The sequence below is a fragment of the Haliscomenobacter sp. genome (genome assembly GCF_965225875.1).
GTDB lineage: Bacteria > Bacteroidota > Bacteroidia > Chitinophagales > Saprospiraceae > Haliscomenobacter.
This window is the reverse complement of record NZ_CBDDBS010000002.1, coordinates 1,082,902-1,105,345: the sequence shown is the minus strand read 5'-3', so window position 1 is coordinate 1,105,345 and position 22,444 is coordinate 1,082,902. Positions and strand designations below refer to the sequence as shown.

Here is a 22,444-nt window from a genome sequence, read left to right as displayed (position 1 = left end):
GATTAATGCCTCTCAGTTTTCATTCAATTCAAATGTAATGGCCTCTAAAATAACAGGTATCGCAGTGATGCTTTGCCTAGTTCAGGGAATCGTTTTTTCGCAAGCAACTATCGCCCAACCCCTAGCTTTTCCCGGCGCAATGGGCGGTGGCAAATACACCACTGGCGGTCGCGGCGGCGAAGTGTACGAAGTGACCAACCTGAACGATTCAGGAGCAGGCAGCTTACGCGATGCAGTCAGCAAACCCAACCGCACCATTGTGTTCCGGGTTTCAGGAATCATTGAGTTGAAATCGCGGCTGGTGTTAAGACAGCCCAATATCACCATTGCCGGGCAAACCGCCCCCGGGCAAGGCGTCTGCCTCGCCAACTATGCCACAAACATCTCGGCCAATAACATCATCATCCGCTACCTCCGCTTCCGGCACGGCGATGCTCAAGCCTCTGAAGACGACGCCCTGAATTGTTTTTCAGGAGCCTACCGCAACATCATCATCGACCACTGCTCTATGAGTTGGTCGGTGGATGAGACCACCAGTTTTTACGATGTAAAAAACGTGACCTTACAGTGGAACATCATCAGCGAAAGTCTGTACAAGTCTATTCACGCCAAGGGCAATCACGGCTATGCCGGTATTTTTGGTGGTGCAAATTCCTCCTATCTATTCAACCTCATTGCGCACCACACCAGCCGCACCCCCCGCTTCAATGGTACCCGTTACGATAGTCAGACCTTTGGCGATAGCCTGGAATTCTGCAACAACGTGATTTACAACTGGGGTAGTACCAATAGCGCGTATGGTGGTGAGGGAGGCAAATACAACATGATCAACAATTACTACAAAGCAGGTCCCGCCACCCCCGGTAATTTGACCACCAGCAGTGCCTCCAACAAGCGCAACCGCATCCTGAACTATTCCAACTTCTACCTGGAAGGCACCGATACCATCTGGGGTGGCGATTTTTACATTCACGGCAATTACGTGCACGGCTACCCCGATGTGACCGCCGACAACTGGACCAAAGGGGTACAAAAAAGCAGCAACCACCCTGATGCCGACCGTTTGATCCGGGAAGCCAAACAACTTATCCCTTATAATATTTCTGATTTTGTGCCCATTGCGGCCACCAGTGCCTACGATTCTGTAGCCCGTTACGCTGGTGCCATTTTACCCGAAAGAGACCCCATCGATGCCCGCATCATCCGGGAAATGCTGGAAGGAAAAGCGACTTACGAAGGTGCAACCTACAAAACGATTACATCTACAGGGGTTACCCATCCATCTGGTATCATCGATAAACCCAGTGATGTTGGTGGTTTTCCAAGTTACAAGTCCGCAACTGCACCCCTCGATAGTGATAAAGACGGCATGCCCGACGCCTGGGAGTTATCCCTCGGCTTGAATCCCGAAAACGCCAACGATCGCAACACGACCAATGCCGAGGGGTATACCATGCTGGAAGTTTACCTGAATAGCCTCCAGACCAATGTTGTAAGCAGCATTCCGGTGATCAATGCCGATGCTGCCAGGATCAATATTTATCCAAATCCAACCAAGGGGCTACTCAACATCCAGAATTTATCGGATACCGAAATTGAACAGATATTTCTGTATGATTTTAGTGGTCGGCAGGTAGATAGTACGGCACGAGGGATTGCAAAAGAGCAGTTACTGGAAATGAACTTATCTCGGTACCCCAAGGGAAACTACTTGCTGAAACTCATCAGCAAGGGGGCGATTTATACACAAAACATCATTAAGCAATAGAATCGTTTTAATACTTCCGAGATGGTTAGAAGATTATTTACACAGACGAGGCCCTCACCACCAATTCCGTTGGCAACTTAATCAAATACGAGCCGCCCATGTGTCGCTTCTTTTTTTCAATCAAATCAATCAACAACTCCACCGCAGCTTGGCCAATTTCAAAGGCGGGCTGTGTGACCGTGGTCAGGGCAGGAGACAGGAGATGTGCCACTTTGAGGTTGGTGAAACCGATCAATGCCAGATCTTCGGGGCAGCGAATACCCCGCCGCGATAAAACTTCAAAACAAGCCAATGCCAAACGGTCGCTGGCGGTAAAAATGGCATCAGGCCGGGGATGTTTTGACAACATGTTTTCGATGATGCCATCCATTTCTTGGGAGTCAAAATTGCGGCAATAGTGTACTAAGTCAGGGTCATAAGGGATGCCATGTTTTTCCAACGCTGACTTGTAACCCGATAATCGCTCCTTGGTAATGTACAAACCCGCTGCACTGGTGATGTGTGCAATGTATCTTTTGCCGGTGCTCAGCAAGTGATCGGTGGCCATAAAGGCCCCCGAAAAATTGTCTGCTACGACTTTGTAGGTATCGATCTCGTCCGAAACCCGATCAAAAAAAACCAGGGGAAAGCCTCTCTCGTGCAAGTCACTCAGGTGGGACACATCCTTGGTTTGGTTGGAAATGGAAATCAGCAAGCCATCTACCCGCCTGGCTACTACGTTACGCACATTCGCGACTTCTTTTTCGTAAGACTCGTGGCTTTGAAAAATCACTACATCATAGCCAAGGTTATTGGCAACATCTTCAATCCCGGTGATGGCTTCTGAAAAAAAATTGTTGGCAATTTCGGGTACAATTACGGCAATTGCACGACTGCGGTTTTCCTTCAACCCTTGTGCGATGGGATTGGGGCGGTAGTTCATTTTGGTGGCGTACTCCTGCACGATACGTTTGGTCTCAGCATTGATCTCATAACTATCCCGCAGGGCTCGGGAGACCGTCGAGGTAGACAACTTGAGTGCCTTGGCAATGTCTTTAATCGTTACTGGTTCCAAAGAGTTTTTTTTAGTCGACTAAGTAATAGACAATATAAGCCATAAAGACGCAAGGACTCAAGATTTACCCTAAACTATTTTAAAAAAAGTTGCCCATGCAAACGTTCCCGATAACGTTTGCGTAGAAAATTAGCCAAATGAACTAAAACATAGCCAATATTCGGCCTAGCTTCGTATGGTTATCCTTAGTTTTGTCAAAATAAAATTTCAATTTTTAATTTATTGTATGATGAACATGGAGCATGGATTCAGGCTGGATAATCAGGTTGCCTTAGTTACCGGGTGCAACCGAGGCATTGGCCGGGGCATGGCCGAAGGGCTTGCCGAAGCCGGAGCAGACATCATTGGGGTATCCTCCAGCCTGGAATTGAATGGCAGCGAAATTGGCGATTATGTGCAATCTCTAGGGCGTAAGTTTTACCCTTACCAGGCCGATTTTAGCCAAAGAGACAAACTGTATGCCTTCATCAACAAAGTAAAGCAGGATTTTCCAGTCATCGACATCCTGATCAACAACGCGGGTACCATCTTGCGCAAACCCGCCGCCGAACACCCGGATGAATATTGGGACCGCGTCATCGAAATCAACCTCAATTCCCAATTTGTACTTGCCCGCGAAATTGGAAAAGAAATGGTAGCCCGGGGCAGTGGGAAAATTATCTTCACGGCCTCACTGTTGTCCTTTCAAGGGGGAATTACCGTACCCGGTTATGCAGCTAGCAAAGGTGCCATTGCCAGTTTGATCAAAGCCCTTGCCAATGAATGGGCAGGCAAAGGGGTCAACGTCAACGGCATCGCCCCTGGCTACATTGCTACTGACAACACCGAAGCCCTACGCAACGACCCTGTACGCAGCAAAACCATCCTGGACCGCATCCCGGCTGGCCGTTGGGGTGAACCCGCAGACTTCAAAGGCCCCGTCGTCTTTTTGGCTTCCGAGGCTTCCAGTTATGTAAATGGCACCATTTTAACCGTCGATGGCGGTTGGATGGGGAGATAATAGGTGTGGGTGTGGGTGTGATAGTGTGGGTGTGGCTACCGCAGCGACTTAGACAAGATCGCATCCAAGTAGCTCGCGGCAGCCTCAACTTCTCAACCCCTCAACCTTCCTCAACTTTCCTCAACTTCTCAACTTAAAAAATATGCAAATCCGTAACGCAATCGGCCCCAAAGAAACTGCAAACCTGAACAGTCAGGCTTTGCGCGAGCATTTTTTGATTGAAAAAGTCTGCGTACCTGGCGAAATCAATTTGGTGTATTCGCATTACGATCGGGTCATCATCGGCGGTGCCACACCTACGACTAGCGGTTTGGCACTCCCCACTTATCCCATTTTGCGCAGCAATTATTTTTTGGAGAGAAGAGAATTGGGCATCATCAACGTAGGTGGAGATGGCCGGGTCAAAGTGGGCGCCGAGGTATACGATTTGCCATTCATGGCCTGCCTCTATGTGGGAAAAGGCAATGAACAAGTTGTATTGGAAAGTGTAGACGCCAACTCTCCTGCCCATTATTACCTCTTGTCTTCGCCAGCCCACCAAAATTATCCCACCCGGCGTTTGCTTAAGGAAGAAGCTTCTCCGGTGGAGATGGGAGCAATGGAAACGGCCAACAAACGCACCATTTACAAGTACATATACCTGGAAGGCATCCGCAGTTGCCAATTGGTGATGGGCCTGACGGTATTGGCTCCTGGTAGTGTTTGGAATACCATGCCTCCGCATGTACACGATCGCCGCATGGAGGCTTATTTCTATTTCAATGTCCCCGACAACCAAAGGGTTCTGCACCTGATGGGTAAGCCGCAAGAAACCCGGCACATGTGGGTAGCCAATCACCAGGCCATCATTTCACCGCCCTGGTCTATCCACGCGGGTTCGGGCACCAGCAGCTATTCCTTCATTTGGGGAATGGCTGGCGAAAATCAGGAATACACGGATATGGATCCACAACCCGTTGACGTATTGCGTTGATTTATTTGAGTGCACAGTACAACCGGGGTAGCGCACCGTAGAGACGCACGGCCGTGCGTCTCCTCATCCGATCTTACCCACTCAATTCATTTTTCCACTACCACACAATTATGGGCATAAAAAAAATAAGCTTCCTGATTGCCTTGCTGGGGTCGCCATTCGTTGTGTTGACGAGTGGCTGCCACGTGCAGCAGCAAGTCCCTTCTGCGCCCAATCCGGTAGCCGTAGTCCAGGATTCCATTGCCGAAAAAATGTTGCTCATTCAGCGTAGCAATGGTGGCTGGCCCCAACCCGGCGGCAATGCCATTAACTACAACAAAGCCCTCAGCGAAAGCGAAAAAAACAAGTACCTCAGCGAAAAGAACAAACTCGATGCAACCATCGATGATCAAGCTACAACGCGTGAGATCAAATACCTGATGGGAATGCACGATAAAACGAAAAACCCGGCTTACCTGAAAGCCGCCGAAAATGGGGTGCGCTACCTGCTCCAGGCGCAAAATAAGGCCGGTGGCTGGCCGCAATTTTACCCCGATTCCAGTGGCTACCACAAACACATCACCTACAACGATCAAGCCATGATCGATGTGCTTTGGGTGATGAAATACACGGCTACGGGTCAGCAACACTTTGAACCTTTGCAAAAAACATTGGGCACCGAGGCACAAAAAGCGGTGGAAAAAGGCATTGAGTGTATCCTGAAAACTCAATTTTATCAGGGAACTACCTTGACGGTTTGGTGTGCCCAGCACGACAGCAAAACCCTGCAACCTGCCAAAGCTCGTGCGTTTGAATTGCCCTCCCTCAGTGGAAATGAAAGTGTCGGCATCCTGCGCTTTTTGATGACCATTGAACAACCTTCGGATGCGGTAAAAAAAGCCATTCACGCTGGAGTGGCTTGGCTGGATGCAGTCAGAATCAAAGGCATTAAGTTACAAGATATCGCCGATCCCAATCAGCCAAAAGGCAAAGACCGGGTGGTGGTTGCCGATCCCAATTCGGTGCTCTGGGCGCGTTTTTATGACCTGAATACCAATCAGCCCTTCTTCGTAGGCCGCGATAGCCAAGCCAAGGCCACTTTGGCGGAGATTGAAAATGAGCGCCGTACGGGTTATGCATACTATGGCAGCTGGCCTGCGAAGTTGATTGAAGTGGACTACCCGAAGTGGAAAATGAAACATGAACGATAACCTGAATCATCACGAATTTTCAAAATAATTCCAAAGCGACACAATTTTCACAAAGAAAGCACCAAGAAACACAGAGGACACAAAGTTAGACGTAGACGACGCTTTGCTTTGTGCCGTTAGGCAGGGTCGATTGGTTCTAATGTTAGGCGCTGGCGCTGGTACAAGTCTCCAGACTTGTACCAATATTGATACGTCTCTGACGTGTGTTTATTCAATGTTTTCGCGTTGCTCATGCGTCAGAGACGCGAAAATGTTGGTACAAGTCTGGAGACTTGTACCAGCTAAAACAAAACCTAAGCCATAAAACCAGGAATGCTTCAATTCACACTCAAAATACCGCACTATGAAAAATATCTTCCTCCTCTGCCTCTGCCTCTCCTTCCTCGCCTTCCATTCCGGCGAAGACAAAATCCGCATCTTCCTCATCGGCGACTCCACCATGGCGAATAAACTCCCCGCTGATGCACCCGAAACGGGCTGGGGCATGGTGCTGCCCCAATATTTTTCGGCAGCCGTAGAAGTACAAAACCACGCCGTAAACGGCCGCAGCACCAAAAGCTTCCGCAGCGAGGGGCGTTGGGGAAAAGTGCTGGAGCAAATGCGCCCTGGCGACTGGGTGTTGATTCAATTTGGACACAACGACCAAAAAAATACCGATACCACCCGTTATGCTGCGCCCCAAACCGATTACCGGAAAAACCTGACTCGCTACATAGAAGAAGCCAGGGCCAAAGGAGGCAAACCCATTTTGCTAACCCCGGTCATGCGCCGCAAATTTGACGAAAAAGGCCAATTCGTGGACACCCATGGTGAATACCCCCAAGTGGTACGAGAAGTAGCTAAAGCCTTAGGGGTTCCACTGATTGACATGCATGCGCAAAGCCGCGTGGTGATTGAAAAAATGGGGGTCGAAGGGTCCAAAAGTTTGTTTATGCACCTGCCCGGGAAGATGTATTCCAAGTTCCCGGAGGGTAAAATTGACGATACCCATTTTTCCCAATATGGCGCCAGTGTAATGGCCAGCCTGGCCGCTGGGGGCATCAAGGAGATTGGCAATCCACTATTAGGTTTGCTCAAAACCACCCGTTTTGCCGACAAATTTGAATATGAACTGCCCAAAATAGCTCCAGCCGTTTTCCGCAAGGACACTTTCAATATCCTGCGCTATGGCGCAAAATCTGATGGCATCACCCTGAATACGACCGCCATCAATCAGGCGATTACTAAGGCCAATGAAGCCGGGGGTGGGGTAGTGCTGATCCCTAACGGATTTTGGCTCACTGGCCCCATTGTGCTCAAAAGCAATGTGAACCTGCACATCGCCAAGGGGGCTTTATTACAATTCAGCAACAAAAGAGAAGATTATCCCTTGGTAAAAACCACCTGGGAAGGCCAGGACGCCATTCGTTGCCAGGCGCCGATTTCGGCGGTGGATGCCCAAAATATAGCCATTACTGGCCAGGGCATGGTGGACGGCGCTGGACAAGTATGGCGCCAAGTCAAAAAAGAAAAACTTACCGAAGCTCAATGGAAAAAACTCGTGGCTTCCGGCGGGGTCTTGGATGAAGAAAAACGTACCTGGTACCCATCGCAGAATTCCCTCAATGGGGTGAAAATCCAAAAGCCGGGTATCCTTTCCGCCGGATTCAACCTGAACAATTGCAATGAGTTCAAGGATTTCCTGCGCCCCAACATGGTTTCCCTTTCCCGTTGTACGCAAGTATTGCTGGAAGGCATCACTTTCCAAAACTCACCTGCCTGGACGATTCACCCCTTGCTTTGTGAGCACATCACTTTGCGCAACGTGACCGTACGCAACCCCTGGTACGGCCAAAACAACGACGCACTCGACCTGGAATCTTGCCGCAATGGCCTGGTGGAAGGCTGCTCTTTTGACACTGGTGACGATGGCATCTGTATCAAATCGGGTCGCGATGCCGAAGGCCGCAAACGTGGTGTTCCCACCGAAAACATCATCGTACGCAACTGTACCGTTTTTCACGGACATGGCGGATTTGTCATCGGCTCCGAAATGTCGGGTGGGGTGCGCAATCTTTTTGTGTCGGATTGTAATTTCCTCGGCACGGATGTAGGGCTACGTTTCAAAACTGCTCGGGGTCGGGGTGGTATCGTGGAAAACATCTACGTGAGCGACATCAACATGACCAATATCCCTGGCGAAGCCATCTTGTTTGATATGTACTACATGGCCAAAGATCCGGTAGCACTAAACGGCGAAAAAAATGTGCTGCCCGAAATGAAGGCAGAACCACTGGGTGAAGGCACCCCTCAATTCCGCAATTTTTACATCAAAAACATTGTTTGCCAAGGCGCTGCAACGGGTATCCTCATCCGCGGCCTGCCCGAAATGCCCATCCGCAACATCAGCATTGAAAATGCCAACCTGAGCTGCACCGAGGGTCTGGTCTGTGTAGAAGCGGAAAACATTCAGCTCAAAAACATTGGTCTGTTCACCGAGGAAAAACGCCTGATGCAGGTGCAAAACAGCAAACAGGTAACCTTGGATGGCATCCGTTACCAAGGGCCGATGGATTTGTTGCTGCACATCAGTGGGCAGCGCTCGGCGGATGTGCGTTTGTTGAATACGGATGTGAAGCAGGCGAAGAAAGAGGTGGAATTGGCTACGGAGGTATCAGCCAAAGTGTACAACCGCAAGTAAAACTATTGCTAAGGTGATTTCTAAGGTGTCTTTGGTTTCTAAGGTGGTGAAGAAAAAATGTGCTCTTCGCGCTTGCGCGCAAGAGTTTTATTTGAACCACCTTAGAAACCAAAGACACCTTAGAAATCACCTTAGGGATCATGTTGACAAGTCTAATGATTAACTTAGTTATATGCAAAAAATAGCCTACACCTTATTTATCGCCTTCAGTTTTCTGTTCATTCTTGAAGGTTTGGCGCAAAGTGGCACCCAATATCAAGATGTCTCCTTTGAGTATCCCCAATTTCCCTTGCCCAGTTCCGCCAAAGCCTGGGAAAAAGGCCGCAAAGCCGTGCGCCAAACCATCCAATCCTGTTTCGGCCCCTTACCCGCACGCCCGAGCATTCAGGCCAAAACCTTGCGCACTGAAAAACGCGCAGGCTACACCATCGAATACTTCGAATTTTTCAATGGCATTGACGCTACTGTACCGGGCATCCTGCTGATCCCCGATCAACGTGCGCCCAAAGCCCCCGGCATCCTTTACCACCACTACCACGGCGGCGATTACGCTCACGGCAAAGACGAACTTTTCAAGCTAAATTGGGTCAACGACAGCGGACCTGGTGAAGACTTGGTGAAACAGGGCTATGTCGTACTGGCGATCGACTCCTATGCATTCGGCGAACGCTCGGGCAAAGGCCCCAATGGCCCCGATGAAAAAGGCAAAAATGAAGAACTCACCTGGGCCCGGATAAACCTGCTCAAAGGTCGTAGCTTTTGGGGCAGTATGGTGCGCGACGACCAGATGGCGCTGGACTACCTCTGTGCTCGTCCCGAAGTAGACCCAGCCCGGATTGGCGCAGTGGGCATGAGTATGGGTTGCCTGCGTTCCTACTGGTTGGCTGCAGTGGATGACCGGGTGAAGGCAACCGTAGCCGTAGCTTGTATTGTGCGCAATCAGGAGCTGATCAAGTTGGGGCGGATGGGCTCTCACGGCATTTATTATTATGTCCAGGATTTGCTGCGGCACTTCGACAACGAGGCAGTTTTGGCTTGTATTGCGCCACGTGCCTTGCTCACCATGTCGGGCAAAGCTGACCGCATGGCACCACTGGAAGGAGTCAATTACATCAATGGTTTTTTGGAAAAGGTGTATGGCTTGTACGATAAAGCTGGTCAGTTCAAACACCAGGAATACGAAGGGGTAGGGCATGAGTATACGCGGGAGATGTGGAAGGAGACGCTGGCGTTTTTTTCGACAAAATTATGATGTCTGATTAAATTTTAACACTTTCTATACGTAAGAACAATTAACTTTAGGGAAAATCAAACCTTTCCCCATGAAATACCTATTCCTTTGGTCAATACTGTGCTGTTGTATTTTCCTTAAAGCTCAGCCACAGCACTGCCTGAGTATTATTTTTTCCCAAAAAGGCCCTGTCAGAGGAGACACGGTGGATGTTCAAGTAAGTGTAAAAGGCTTTGTTAAAATTTATGCCCTCGACTATGTAGCAGAATGGGATCCTAAAGTGTTGCAATTAATCAATGTTTTGGAATTGGACCCACTGCTTCGCGTCTATAATATTGAATCTCCAAACAGTGGGGTTCCAACAGAAGGTAGTTCGCGTTTTGCCTGGAATGACGAACTTGGCTTTAATCTTGGCGAAACCTTACTAGACAACAGCTCTTTTTATACCCTCCGATTTTTGATCAAGGATAAAAATAAAAGTCGCACCAAAATCGGGCTTAGCTCAAATAGGTCTGCCGAGTATGTTTACAGTTTGGACGGCAGTTCTGAAGCCCTTACTGCAAATTTTCTTTCTGCTGGGATTGGAGCCAATTTAGTACTCAAATCCAATGTACTTGTCTCTTCTTTGAAGTTTCAAGATATCTGTACCAGCAAAGAAAACTGTAAACTTGGTAATATCTTGCTTCAGGTAACTGGAGGAACAGCTCCATATCAATACTTCAGCCGTGCCAGCAATGGCACCCTGTACCGCTTAAGGTTGACTAATCTTGCTCCTGGAAAGTATCCTTTGTTGGTGATTGATGCCAAAAATGACACCATTGAGGCACAGGTGAACATTACTGAACCACCAAGTGGCACTGGCCCGGTTTTACAAGCTTCAGTAAATTGCTTTCCCACCAAACCTGATTCAGCTACCATTCGATTAGAAGCTTCGGGTGGTAAACCCCAATACGTATTCGAGTGGAGTGAAGGTAGTTATGCCATTGATCGGAGCAGAAGCCAGATTAAGGTTGCTAGCAATTTTGTTTATTCGGTGACTGTAAGCGATGCCAATGGTTGTGAAACCAGGTTAGAAAATTTAAGTGGAAGTGAATGTATCGCCTCAGATACGCTCCCTGCCTTGCGGGCAAGCAGTTCAACAGTGATATCTGGTGGTATTTTTTGCTCTGAAGTAGCCATTACAAACACCAAATCATTGCTCGGTTTACAGTTCGCCTTACGCTGGAACCCTGAACAATTAAAATTTTTGACATTAAAGCTGGTCGATTCCGAGCTAGCAATTAATAATTTCAACCTGACCGATACCAAACTGGGTTCTATACGGTTTTCAAAAAATTATAATTCAGCCATACCTTTGGTTACTGAAAAAACTTTATTTGAACTTTGTTTTCAGGCTCAACTTTTTGAAGATACCAGTTATATTACTTTTGATAATCCTACTTTTCCTATTGAGATCATCAGTGGAGATGACATTTTGGGGGCAAAAATCTATCCTGCTGAAATTAGCATTAAACCAGCTTTGTGGCCAGGAGACGGTGACCGAAGTGGTAGGGTAAATCATTTTGACCTCTTGCCGATAGGCTTGGCTTTTGGTAACCGTGGACCTGCTCGGCAATCAGCATCCTTGAATTGGGAAGCCCAAGCCTTAGATCCTTGGGGCAAAAAATTGCCCGGCGGAAATACTGACCTGGCTTTTATCGACGCCAATGGAGATGGGTATATTGAGTATCTGGACACGTTGGCTATTCAGCAAAACTGGCAGCGTTTTTACCAGGATTACAAACCACCATTGGTTCCTGTCGAAATCAGAGCTGCTGGAATCCCCTTGTTCGTGCGTGCTGATACGCTCAAAAAGAGCGCTGGACAATTGCTATCCATTGAATTAGGTAGTGCCGATATAGCGGCTACTCAGGTATACGGCGTCGCCTTCAGTATTGTCTATAACCCCAAAGAAGTAGCTGAGCAAAGGATACGATTCTATCCTCGGTCATCTTGGCTAGGCACTTTAGGCATCGATTTAATGGCTATGCAGCGCAACGATGCCAGTATTGGGCGAATAGATGTTGCAATGGTGCGAACCAATCAGCAGACCAGTAGTGGCCGTGGAAAAATCGGTGAACTTTATTTAGCCCTTGAACCTACTGAAATCCAACGTTTGGGTAAAACTTTAAATTTGGAAATCCAAAACGTGCGTCTGATCAACCAGTTGAATCAAACCATTCCTCATGATGCACGAAATGCCGTTTTGCCACTTGGGAGAATCGTAAATACCCTTGAAACCGCTGCAATCCTAAATCAATTTATCCAGGTTTATCCACAACCAGTAGATCAAAATTTATGGGTCAACACTGGGGGGTTACACCTCAAGTATTGGCAACTATTGGGAGCGAATGGCCAACAAGTAGCCGCTGGGCTCAAACTGGATCAAGCCATTGCGGTAAATCATTTGCCAGGTGGCATGTACACCCTACGAGTTGTGTGTACAGAAGGAGTTGCCCTAAAAAAATGCCTCGTCACACCTTAAAATTTGAACCATGAAAAAAACTACCCTCCTGTTTTTCCTGAGTTTTTATTGCATTGTTCAAGTTGGCGCACAATGGCGTAGCATTCACCGAGGTGATGATAAGGTAAATACTTTTCTGAATGCTTCCTTTTTCTCCCGATCCGAAGGTTTTGTATTGAGCACTAATTGGGTCGGTTTTACAGTTGACTCAGGCCGCACTTTTCAAAAAAAATTCATCACAGACAATAATGTAGACTACGGATCGAATCCGGTCAATCTGACTTTTGGGTTTTACCACTCCGACATTAAAGCATTTGGCAACAACCGCTTATTGGTTGCTGGTGAATATGGCGATGAGCCGTCCATATTGTTGAGTACCAATAATGGAAACAGTTGGAAAGTTGTCTTTCATAAGCCATTTTCTTTTGACGGGAGCCTTGAAAATTATTTCTCTCGCATGGAGTTTCCTTCAAATAATGAAATAGGTTTTGCCGTGTTTAGCGACGGGATAGTGCGTACGACCAATGGGGGCAACACTTGGACGGAGGTTTTTAGCACCCGAGGAAATGAACTGAGTCACCTGGATTTCGTAAACAATCAGGTGGGATATGTAGCGGGCCCGGATATTTTATTAAAAACTGTAGACGGTGGTGTTAGTTGGACCTTTCAACGCTACTTCCCTTTTTCAATTAAGGCTATTTCTGCCGTTTCGTTAAACCTGATTTATGCTCTAAGCACAAACGAAGACATTTATTATTCTACCAATGCTGGAGTAAGTTGGACCCGTGTCAATGCTCCCATTGCTCGACTTTCAACAGATAACATCTATTTTGTTAATGACAGTGTAGGATATAGCGCAGCTGGGTACGTGTATCAAACCCGGAATCGAGGGAAAAGTTGGGAACGTTTACCCTCCGACCAAGACCCCGAAGTAGGTCAACTAGTGCCCTTCAACTCAGATGTCATGTGGGCTTGTGGAGAAGGTGAGCGCCTTGCACTGACTAGCAACCGCGGTGGAGTAGCGCATCCATTGGCCTACTTCGAATTTGATATCAGCACAATCTGTACTTCAGCTGGAGTACTCCAACTTCAAAACGAAAGTAATCGCAACTATAAGTTTCAATGGTACCGTAACAATCGCCCTTTAGCCAATACTTACCAAGCCTCATTTAATGTCGGTACCAACATCTCTGACACCATCAAATTGGTTATCAGTGATGGCTTCCAACTCGATTCTATGGTAAGAGTGCTGGATTATACTGGTTATTCATTGATTAAATTGCAGAGCGTTTCTTTACAGGATACACTTTGTGGAAGAAACTACGCTCAATTCTTGATTCTAAATAGCCAACCTGGAGTTACCTATTCGGTCGGTCGGCTTTGTTGTGGGTATTCTGCCGGTGACGCTGGTACTGGTAAAGATTTGATTATTAAAGGCTATCCGGGAGGGAATGAAGATTCGACCAGCACTTTTTTCGTTTTTGCTACCATTCAAAATAATTGCGGGAACCAATTAGTCAGCCAAGCTCATAAAATTCATCTGTTCAACTCGACGCCCGGAATTGAAGTTGTAGATCAGGATACAGTTTGTTTACAAAAGCTTTTTTATATCCGTATTCGCAATACTCAAAAACGTTATGAATATTGGGCCGACTCAGGTCTACCCAAAGTGAAAGGAAATGGGGGAACAGTTCTGGTTCCAGCTCGGCTTACCCATTTGACACAATTGCGAAGGGCTTTTGTTGGATCTCTATTTGAAGAGTTAAGTTTCCAGGTATTCGTTCAGCATGAGCGATTTAGTTGTGGAGCGGCCGAATCGCATGTGATTCATCTTTATGCTCGTCGACCAGATGCTCAGTTCGAACCATTAGGAGCAGAAACTTTTACTGGTGATACCCTCCGTTTTTTGAATCTTAGCGAAAAAGCCAGCAGTTATTATTGGCGTTTTGGTCGAGGTGCTGTTTATACGCGCAATGACACCAGGGAACCTCAGGGTTTACGCTTTACCCGACCTGGTATCCGACAAGTTACCCTGTACGCCTATTCCAAAGAGGGCTGTGTAGATAGCCTTTCGCGTAGCATTGAAGTGTTTAATAAGTTGGGAGAAGTGGGTACTGGTGGAATCTGTCCAACCCCAAAAAGCCAAAACCATGTAGATAGTATTTATAACATATTTCATTATGATAGCCATGCCATTGCCGAAGACAGACAAGGGAGCAGGGTTATTGCGGGTTCGGTTCGGTTGCCAGGGCGTTTGTTTCGATATTTGAGTGAGCCTTCTGGTTGGTTTGCCAAAAAATATGCTAAAGATGGTCGCTTATTGTGGCAACTGGAAAATGGGCCTTATGATGCTAGCGAACAATACGCCATTGAACAAGTGCAATGTGATCAAGATGAAAATACTTACCTCTTGGGATATGGATATAGCGGCTTTGGCTTTAATAGTCCATTTTATCCTCGTTTGGATTACATTCGTCCAGGACAAGGTGCATTTATCATCAAGGTTTCACCAAAGGGTGAAATTTTGTGGATTCGCTTTTTTTACAACCAAAATGGCAACAATTTTAAATCTCCCAATTGGTGTAGGGGAACTTTGTTGGTGGGGCAAAACAATGAACTTTACTACGTTACTCAAAGGCGAGCTGGGGAGGCATTTATGATGGATCAAACCATGTTGGTTGACGACCAAAACCCCGCTGAGGGCCTTGTTTTACGCTTAAATGGAGCAGGACAGGTGATGCAACAACGTAGTTTTCCTAGTTTGTACAAGAGTTTTGAACTATACGCTATTTACCTTCCGGGGCAACCCGACTATAAATTTAACTTAACAGCACAATGGGCACCAGATGGGCAAATGGTGCTTTACAACGAAATGCCACCTCAAACCCGCTCAGCTGAATTGGATGGAATTACGCTTCCTGCTAACCTTAGTCAAATCAATCAAGGTCTTTTGTATTTGGATACAAGCGCTTTAAAATTCACTAAAATCAGGCCTGTTTACAAATGGATAGGGCAAACCCAAACCAAGGTCTATCCCGATGCTTACACAATAGACGAGGTAGGCAATTATTATCTCACTTATACTCAACTAAATTATTACCACAACATTAAACCTATTTATAATGGAGACACCCTTAAGCCCAAAACCTATCTCATTGCCTTTACCCCAGAAGGAAACACCAGATGGATCAAGAAAATTGAAGGTTTGCAAGCACAGACCATCATTGCAACAAAAGATCAGTTGAAGTTGGGTGGCTTGAATTATTACTTGTACAATGGTGCATTTTTTATCAATCACACTGGTCACAGCCCCGCACGTGAGGGTAGCCCTAAAATGACGATTGTGGGAGATACGTCATCAAACTTTGCGGGCAAAGGTAGACAAGGTTTAGGATCCATGGACGTAGTTGTAGCAAGTTTTAATGCCCATAATGGGGCCTTATTAGACTTGACTCAACTCGGTAGCCCTTTAATGGATGCTTCCATGACCATGTCCAAAGGTCAAGGTCCCCATCTTTGGGTAGCCAGCACGGTTGGGGCTCATTACACAAATAGCTTATTAAATACCTTCTCAGTGATGAAAACTTTTAAACTGCCGCTAAATGATGAAGGGTGTAATTTAATCTATCCAACCCCAGGTTTTTATTTGTCAAAAATAGCTACAGGTCAAGAGCTTAACTATACAAAGGGGCGATTGAACGTTTTCCCGAATCCGTTTTTTCATGAATTTTCTATACATAGCGACAACCCTGGGAACAACATCCAATCTGTTCTGATTCGAGATGGCATAGGCCGGGTATTATGGCAAAATTCAAACATTAATATGCCTTACCTTCAGGTCAATGGCTCAAACCTGAGCAAAGGCCAATGGTATTTTATAACTGTTCAAACCCGTTCGGGCCTGTTTAACACCAAAATCATCAAACACTAAAACGAGGATCGTGGGTGATCTAAGCAAAACACATGTTTAAGGGAGAAGCTTGGTTTGGTAAGTCTTACACCCTCCAAAATAGCTTCACGAAGTCCCATTGGAATAATTGAATTGGTGATGATCATTAAATCTTGTTATTGGTACAAGTGAAATTTTCCACTCTACCAATCATCATCCCCCCCCACTTTTTCATTTTTCACCTCCGTCTGATCCGCTTTGATCGGCGCACTTTCCTCTTTCACCTCTACTCTTTCCTCCCTCACCTTCTTGCTCCCTGCATATAACTCATACTTCAAAAACTTGCACTCCAACTTCCCATTAAATAGCGGAATCCGCCGGGAAGGCCGTAAGCCTACCGTTTTTACCGCGTCCATATTGGAGGTGATGATCCAGGCGGAGTGGCCGGCCCAGTTTTTTTTGAGGGTATCGCCGATGCCTTTGTAAAAGTCTTGTACACTATCCAGTTCCATCCGCTCGTCGTAGGGTGGGTTCATCATCAGGATGCCACTTTCGGAGCGAGGTAGTACATTTTCAAAACGTTCACGAATGACCTCGACTTTGCCTTCCATGCCCGCTTTTTCGAGGTTGTAACCCACGCTGTTGACTGCTTTAAAATCGACATCGGAGGCGTAGATCTTGTGCTGGAAAACGACCTGGCTGAGGATGGCTTCCTCGCGCACTTTATCCCACAATTTTTTATCAAAATTCTCCCAACGCATGAAGCCAAAATTCTGGCGATTGATCTGGGGCGCAATGTTGTAAGCCAGCATCGCCGCCTCGATGGGCAAGGTGCCCGAGCCACACATCGGGTCGGTAAAATCACTGTCGCACTGCCAACCGCTGAGTAGGATCATTCCGGCGGCCAGTACCTCGTTGATGGGCGCTTCTACGCTGTCGACCCGGTAGCCGCGTTTGTGCAAGGATTCGCCACTGCTGTCCAGGGCGAGGGTTACATCCTGGTCTCCAACGTGGAGGTTGAGGCGCAAAGTGGGGAATTCGGTGTTGACGTCAGGTCGTTTGCCGAATTTTTTGCGAAACTGATCTACGATCGCATCCTTTACCCGCAGCGCTGCAAACTTGGAGTGCCGGATCACCTCTGAAGTAGTCACTGCATCCACGGCCAAGGTATCGTCCACGCTCATGTATTCCGACCAGTCGATCTTCCCGATTTTATGGTAAAGGTCATCCTCATTGCGCACCTTGAACTCACTGATGGGCACCAAAATGCGCAGGGCCGTGCGCAACTCCAGGTTGGCGCGGTACAGGATTTCCATATCTCCTTCAAAAAAAACGGCACGTTTGCCCGGGTGAGCGTTTTCAGCCCCCAGGCTTTTGAGTTCTTCTACCAGCACGGGTTCGAGACCGGCGAGTGTTTTGGCGATGAATTTCATTGGTATATGTTGAGAAGTTGAGGAAGGTTGAGGGAGGTTGAGAAGGTTGAGGCTGCCGCAGCGACTTGGACAAGAACATTGTCAAAATTACTGCGGTAGCCTCAACCTCCCTAAATCTTCTCAACCTCCCTAAACCTAACTTTGTATCACGCCCACATTAAATTTCTCCACTTGCGCATTGTTCGCCGCCTCAATGCCCATTGAAATGACCTTACGGGTTTCGAGCGGGTTGATGATGGCGTCCACCCACAGGCGGGCGGCAGCGTAGTAGGGTGAAGTTTGTTGGTCGTATTTGTCTTTGATCTCGTTGAACAATTTTTCTTCCGTTTCTGCGTCCAGTTCTTCCCCTTTTGATTTCATGGAAGCGACCTGGATTTGCATCAAGGTTTTTGCTGCCTGCGAACCACCCATCACCGCAATTTTGGCCGTAGGCCAGGCCACAATGATGCGGGGGTCGTAAGCTTTGCCACACATGGCGTAGTTGCCTGCTCCGTAGGAGTTGCCCATCACCACACTGAACTTGGGCACGGTGGAATTGGCCACTGCATTCACCATTTTAGCCCCATCCTTGATGATGCCGCCATGCTCGGAGCGCGAACCTACCATGAAGCCCGTCACGTCGTGCAGGAAGACCAAAGGTATCTTTTTCTGGTTGCAATTGAGGATAAAGCGGGTGGCTTTGTCGGCAGAGTCAGAGTAAATCACCCCGCCAAATTGCATTTCCCCCTTGGCATTGCGCACCACCTCGCGGTGATTCGCCACTATGCCCACCGCCCAGCCATCGATGCGCGCATAAGCACAGATGATGGTTTTGCCGTAGTGCTCCTTGTATTGGGTGAGTTTTGAATCGTCGACCAGGCATTTGAGCAGGTCCACCGTAGAGTAAGGTTTGGAAGAATCGTTGGGCATAATGCGCAACAATTCCGACTCCTCAACTGCGGGTGGGGCGGATTCTATCCGATCAAAACCGGCCTTGGGGAAATGCCCTAATTTATCCACCAAATCCTTGATCGTATCCAGACAAACCTGATCGTTGGGCACTTTGTAATCGGTCACCCCTGAAATTTCACTGTGCGTACTTGCCCCACCGAGGGTTTCTTTGTCCACATCTTCTCCAATGGCGGCTTTGACTAGATAAGGCCCCGCCAAAAAGATGGACCCGGTGCCTTCCACAATCAGCGCCTCGTCCGACATGATGGGCAAATACGCACCACCAGCTACACAACTGCCCATGATGGCCGCGATTTGGGGAATGCCCATGCTTGACATCTTGGCGTTGTTGCGGAAGATGCGGCCAAAATGTTCTTTATCGGGAAAAATCTCATCTTGCATGGGCAGAAAAACCCCGGCACTATCCACCAAATAAATGATCGGCAAACGGTTTTCCATGGCGATTTCCTGGGCACGCAGGTTCTTTTTGCCCGTGATCGGGAACCAGGCACCCGCTTTCACCGTGGCATCGTTGGCCACAATCATACACTGGCGGCCGCGTACATAACCTATACCGACTACCACGCCACCCGCTGGGCAGCCACCTTCGTCGGGGTACATCTCATAACCCGCAAAAGCGCCAATTTCCAGAAAAGGGGAACCTTCGTCGATGAGGTAGTTGACCCGTTCACGTACGCTCATTTTGCCCTGGGCATGCTGCTGGGCGATGCGTTTTTCTCCTCCTCCAAGTTTGATTTTCTCCAAGCGATGCTGCAAACGGGCAATTTGCAGCTTCATGTTATCCTCGTTCAGGTTTTGGTCGATCTCTTTTTTGGTCATACCTAGTAGGTTGTGGCGCAAAGGTAATTTTTATTCCTTAAATCCTGGAATGAGCAGATTGTTCACAATAGTTAGGATGTTCATGGATAATTGGGTTAAAAGTTCAATATTGTGTATATTAGTGGCAATAAGAAAACACCCAAAACTGCACTAATTCCATCTTCCCTCACCCTAAAAACGGGATAGGATGAATAAAATACCGTTGACCCTATTATTGGCTCTTTCCTGGATGATTGGAATTGCTCAAAGCCCTTTAGCGGATAGCCTGCGTCGAGAATACCAGAAATCCAAAGCCTCCCTTCAACAAATTGAATTGTATTATGCTTTGGCGCGAGAAGTGCAAATGCAAGACCTGGATCTTTCTTTTGCATACGCCGATACCTTGGAAAAAATGGCCAAAGCGGCAAAATCCCTATTGGGGGAAGCCTATGCCTTGCACATTCGGGGCAATACTTATCAGGATAAAAAAGAGGAGGCTGCGGCCATCCGCACGTTTAAAAAACAGCTTGAAATTGGTAAAAAAATAAAAGACCAAAAGGTTCAGGCGGATGCTTACAACGGGCTGGGGGGAACTTACCAGGATTTTACTCAAAATGATTCCGCCCAATACTACTTGCTACTAGGTGCCAAATTGCGGGAAAAAATGGGCGATTTGGAAAACGCAGCTTCGGCGTACAGCAACCTGGGTAACGTGTATTCAGATGCTGAATTACACGATAAAGCCATTGAATACCTGGAAAAAGCATTGGAAATCCGCCTCAAAACCGGTGACGAACGCCGTACCATTTTTACCTACAATAACCTGGCCGCTGCTTATGGAGGCAAAGGGGATTATGAAAAATCGCTTGATTATTCCCATAAAGGCATAGCCATGGCGCTTAAAAACGACAACAAGTTTGTAGCGGGAGTTATGCTGGGCGGAGTTTGCCATTTGCTCCATGAAACCGGTAAAGATCTGGATGCCATTCCCAAGTGTGAACAATCTATTCAGTATTTAACGGAAACCAAACGGGAGGCGAACCTGGTATTTCCCTATGTCAACCTCGCTGCCGTGTACAACGCTCTTGGGCAAGCTTCAAAAGGGCTGGAAAATGCACTCAAAGGTTATGCCATTATGCAGCAACACCAACTGATGGATCCGCTCACTATTTATTACCAGGAAATCGCCCATTCTTATGAATTATTAGGCCAACCACAAAAGGCGCTTTTTTGGTACAAAAAATTCCAGGCCCTGGATGATTCTTTATTTACGGTTGAAAACACCAAAGTACTTGCCGACATGGAAACCAAGTACCAAACCCAAAAAAAGGAGACTGAAATAGCCCAACAACAACTGAAATTGGAAAAACAGGAAGGTCAATTGTTCCAGCAACAAACCTGGATTTGGGGACTGGGTTTTGGTTTTTTGGCCTTTGTTTTATTGGGTTGGTTGTTTTGGAACCGCTTCCGCTTGCGCAAAAAGGCGGAACTGGATGCAGCCATCATTCAGGAGCAAAAATTGGGCCTCAATGCCGTGATCGAAGCCCAGGAATCCGAACGCAAACGCATCGCCAAAGATTTGCACGATGGCATTGCCCAGGAAATGGTAGCCCTAAAGCTGGGCTTTTCAGCCCTGCAACATAAAATTGCCAACGTTGCTCCTTTGGAGGCCCAACAAGTTGGTCATTTGGCTGAGCAATTGGATCAATCTTGTACGGAAGTGCGCAATATTTCCCATACCATGTTGCCTCCTATGCTGGAGCGACACGGCCTGGCACCCAGCTTGGAAATGTTGTTGCGCAATACGTTGCAAGGTACTGCCCTGCAATACGAGTTTGAAAGCAGCCTGGTGCCGGACCATTTGGATGAAAAAGTTGAAATCGGGGTTTATCGGGTTGCTCAGGAGTTACTGAACAATGTGATCAAACACGCCAAAGCAGGCAAAATTATGGTCATCCTGTATGTGGCCGGTGGTAGTTTGATTTTGAGGATGGAAGATGATGGCCGTGGCTTTGATTTTGAACAGGCCAGATCTAAGGGTAGTATGGGAATTCTCAACATCCTGAGCCGCGTAAATACCCTGGGAGGTGTTTTTCAAACGGAATCAGCCCACCCAAACGGCACCATTTCGGTGATTCGTATCCCACTTAATGATCCAGAAACCAACAAACATGGAGCCGAAAATTAAAGTAGTTATTGCCGATGACCATCAATTGGTGCGCAAGGGTTTTGTCGCCATATTGGAACAAATTCCAGAAATTCAGATCATGGCGGAAGCGGGAAATGGCCGGGAAGTGTTGGATGCACTACGCCGTCTTGGTCGCGCTGATGTGGCTTTACTGGACTACGAAATGCCCTTGATGAATGGCCTGGAAACCCTGATCCAACTCAAGCAGGAGTACTTTGGCATTAAAGTCATTGTACTCACCATGCTCAACGAACGCAGCATCATTCAGGGGGCACTTGAGCAAGGTGCGGATGGTTTTTTGTTCAAAAACACCTCGGTTGAAGAGCTCTCTTCGGCAATATCCAAGGTTTATAGAGGCGAAAAATATTACGCCGGAGAAGTGGCACTAAGCCTGGCAAAGGCGCCCACTGCGGGCAATGACGCTGGGCTAGCCAGCCTGAGCGAACGAGAATTGGATGTATTGAAGTTGGTCGCCCAGGGTTTTTCCAGTACTGAAATTGGAGCCCAACTCTTCATCAGTCCTCGCACCGTGGATACCCACCGGAATAACCTGATTCAAAAACTGGAAGTTAAAGGGATCGCTGGATTGGTGCAGTTTGCCATTCGGCATAAACTCCTCTAAGCATGAAAATACGGTAACTATTTAGCACCCATCCACCTGCGGTGGATTTTATATTCAATTTTTTTTACCACAAAGGCATAAAGGCACAAAGACACAACATTTTAGAGCTTAATGTCTTTGTGTCTTTGTGTCTTTGTGGTAAAAAAGTCCGCCGCAGGCGGCTG

Annotated in this window: 13 protein-coding genes; 10 read left to right on the top strand and 3 right to left on the bottom strand. The window is 47.3% G+C overall.

The features are described from left to right. Positions 1-37 precede the first annotated feature (37 nt). The gene (locus ACO08K_RS07270) at positions 38-1,768 is read left to right on the top strand and encodes a T9SS type A sorting domain-containing protein (protein WP_421795725.1); all 1,731 of its coding nucleotides are present in this window, start codon (positions 38-40) and stop codon (positions 1,766-1,768) included. Positions 1,769-1,805: 37 nt separating this feature from the next. Here the strand turns inward: ACO08K_RS07270 and ACO08K_RS07265 are convergent, their stop codons facing one another. Next, positions 1,806-2,822 (bottom strand): LacI family DNA-binding transcriptional regulator, encoded by a 1,017-nt coding sequence (locus tag ACO08K_RS07265; RefSeq protein ID WP_421795724.1) that lies wholly within the window; start codon positions 2,820-2,822, stop codon positions 1,806-1,808. A 235-nt stretch (positions 2,823-3,057) separates the two neighbouring features. Here ACO08K_RS07265 and ACO08K_RS07260 point away from each other — a divergent pair, with 235 nt between their 5' ends. From ACO08K_RS07260 to ACO08K_RS07230, 7 genes are all read left to right on the top strand, one after another. Continuing rightward, complete coding sequence (locus ACO08K_RS07260; protein ID WP_421798298.1) at positions 3,058-3,822, top strand: SDR family oxidoreductase; 765 nt, start codon at positions 3,058-3,060, stop codon at positions 3,820-3,822. A gap of 142 nt (positions 3,823-3,964) precedes the next feature. After that, the gene (gene kduI, locus ACO08K_RS07255; protein ID WP_421795723.1) at positions 3,965-4,795 is read left to right on the top strand and encodes a 5-dehydro-4-deoxy-D-glucuronate isomerase; all 831 of its coding nucleotides are present in this window, start codon (positions 3,965-3,967) and stop codon (positions 4,793-4,795) included. A gap of 110 nt (positions 4,796-4,905) precedes the next feature. Continuing rightward, a complete protein-coding gene (pelA, locus tag ACO08K_RS07250) occupies positions 4,906-5,985 on the top strand; it encodes a pectate lyase (RefSeq protein ID WP_421795722.1) in 1,080 nt (359 codons plus the stop codon). A 343-nt stretch (positions 5,986-6,328) separates the two neighbouring features. Then, on the top strand, positions 6,329-8,665 hold the full coding sequence (locus ACO08K_RS07245) for a glycosyl hydrolase family 28 protein (RefSeq protein ID WP_421795721.1): 2,337 nt from the start codon (positions 6,329-6,331) through the stop codon (positions 8,663-8,665). A gap of 172 nt (positions 8,666-8,837) precedes the next feature. After that, positions 8,838-9,917: a dienelactone hydrolase family protein gene (locus ACO08K_RS07240; RefSeq protein WP_421795720.1), complete on the top strand. Its 1,080-nt coding sequence runs from the start codon at positions 8,838-8,840 to the stop codon at positions 9,915-9,917. A 70-nt stretch (positions 9,918-9,987) separates the two neighbouring features. Next, positions 9,988-12,420, top strand: coding sequence for a cohesin domain-containing protein (locus ACO08K_RS07235; protein ID WP_421795719.1), 2,433 nt, complete (start codon positions 9,988-9,990; stop codon positions 12,418-12,420). Positions 12,421-12,430: 10 nt separating this feature from the next. Beyond that, the gene (locus tag ACO08K_RS07230) at positions 12,431-16,330 is read left to right on the top strand and encodes a YCF48-related protein (RefSeq protein WP_421795718.1); all 3,900 of its coding nucleotides are present in this window, start codon (positions 12,431-12,433) and stop codon (positions 16,328-16,330) included. A gap of 161 nt (positions 16,331-16,491) precedes the next feature. Here the strand turns inward: ACO08K_RS07230 and ACO08K_RS07225 are convergent, their stop codons facing one another. Beyond that, on the bottom strand, positions 16,492-17,721 hold the full coding sequence (locus ACO08K_RS07225) for a THUMP domain-containing class I SAM-dependent RNA methyltransferase (protein WP_421795717.1): 1,230 nt from the start codon (positions 17,719-17,721) through the stop codon (positions 16,492-16,494). A gap of 135 nt (positions 17,722-17,856) precedes the next feature. Further along, positions 17,857-19,491 (bottom strand): acyl-CoA carboxylase subunit beta, encoded by a 1,635-nt coding sequence (locus ACO08K_RS07220; RefSeq protein ID WP_421795716.1) that lies wholly within the window; start codon positions 19,489-19,491, stop codon positions 17,857-17,859. Positions 19,492-19,678: 187 nt separating this feature from the next. Here ACO08K_RS07220 and ACO08K_RS07215 point away from each other — a divergent pair, with 187 nt between their 5' ends. Both ACO08K_RS07215 and ACO08K_RS07210 read left to right on the top strand, forming a co-directional pair. Continuing rightward, positions 19,679-21,658, top strand: a complete 1,980-nt coding sequence (locus tag ACO08K_RS07215) for a tetratricopeptide repeat-containing sensor histidine kinase (protein ID WP_421795715.1) — start codon at positions 19,679-19,681, stop codon at positions 21,656-21,658. Continuing rightward, complete coding sequence (locus ACO08K_RS07210) at positions 21,642-22,280, top strand: response regulator (protein WP_421795714.1); 639 nt, start codon at positions 21,642-21,644, stop codon at positions 22,278-22,280. The genes ACO08K_RS07215 and ACO08K_RS07210 overlap by 17 nt, the downstream gene beginning before the upstream one ends. Positions 22,281-22,444 lie beyond the last annotated feature (164 nt).

Bases quoted from the DNA above. Each gene is read 5' to 3' on its own strand.
- ACO08K_RS07260 (WP_421798298.1), top strand. From the start codon at position 3,058: ATGGAGCATGGATTCAGGCTGGATAATCAGGTTGCCTTAGTTACCGGG.
- ACO08K_RS07270 (WP_421795725.1), top strand. From the start codon at position 38: ATGGCCTCTAAAATAACAGGTATCGCAGTGATGCTTTGCCTAGTTCAG.
- ACO08K_RS07210 (WP_421795714.1), top strand. From the start codon at position 21,642: ATGGAGCCGAAAATTAAAGTAGTTATTGCCGATGACCATCAATTGGTG.
- ACO08K_RS07235 (WP_421795719.1), top strand. From the start codon at position 9,988: ATGAAATACCTATTCCTTTGGTCAATACTGTGCTGTTGTATTTTCCTT.
- ACO08K_RS07240 (WP_421795720.1), top strand. From the start codon at position 8,838: ATGCAAAAAATAGCCTACACCTTATTTATCGCCTTCAGTTTTCTGTTC.
- ACO08K_RS07245 (WP_421795721.1), top strand. From the start codon at position 6,329: ATGAAAAATATCTTCCTCCTCTGCCTCTGCCTCTCCTTCCTCGCCTTC.
- ACO08K_RS07230 (WP_421795718.1), top strand. From the start codon at position 12,431: ATGAAAAAAACTACCCTCCTGTTTTTCCTGAGTTTTTATTGCATTGTT.
- pelA (WP_421795722.1), top strand. From the start codon at position 4,906: ATGGGCATAAAAAAAATAAGCTTCCTGATTGCCTTGCTGGGGTCGCCA.
- ACO08K_RS07225 (WP_421795717.1), bottom strand. From the start codon at position 17,721: ATGAAATTCATCGCCAAAACACTCGCCGGTCTCGAACCCGTGCTGGTA.
- ACO08K_RS07220 (WP_421795716.1), bottom strand. From the start codon at position 19,491: ATGACCAAAAAAGAGATCGACCAAAACCTGAACGAGGATAACATGAAG.
- kduI (WP_421795723.1), top strand. From the start codon at position 3,965: ATGCAAATCCGTAACGCAATCGGCCCCAAAGAAACTGCAAACCTGAAC.
- ACO08K_RS07215 (WP_421795715.1), top strand. From the start codon at position 19,679: ATGAATAAAATACCGTTGACCCTATTATTGGCTCTTTCCTGGATGATT.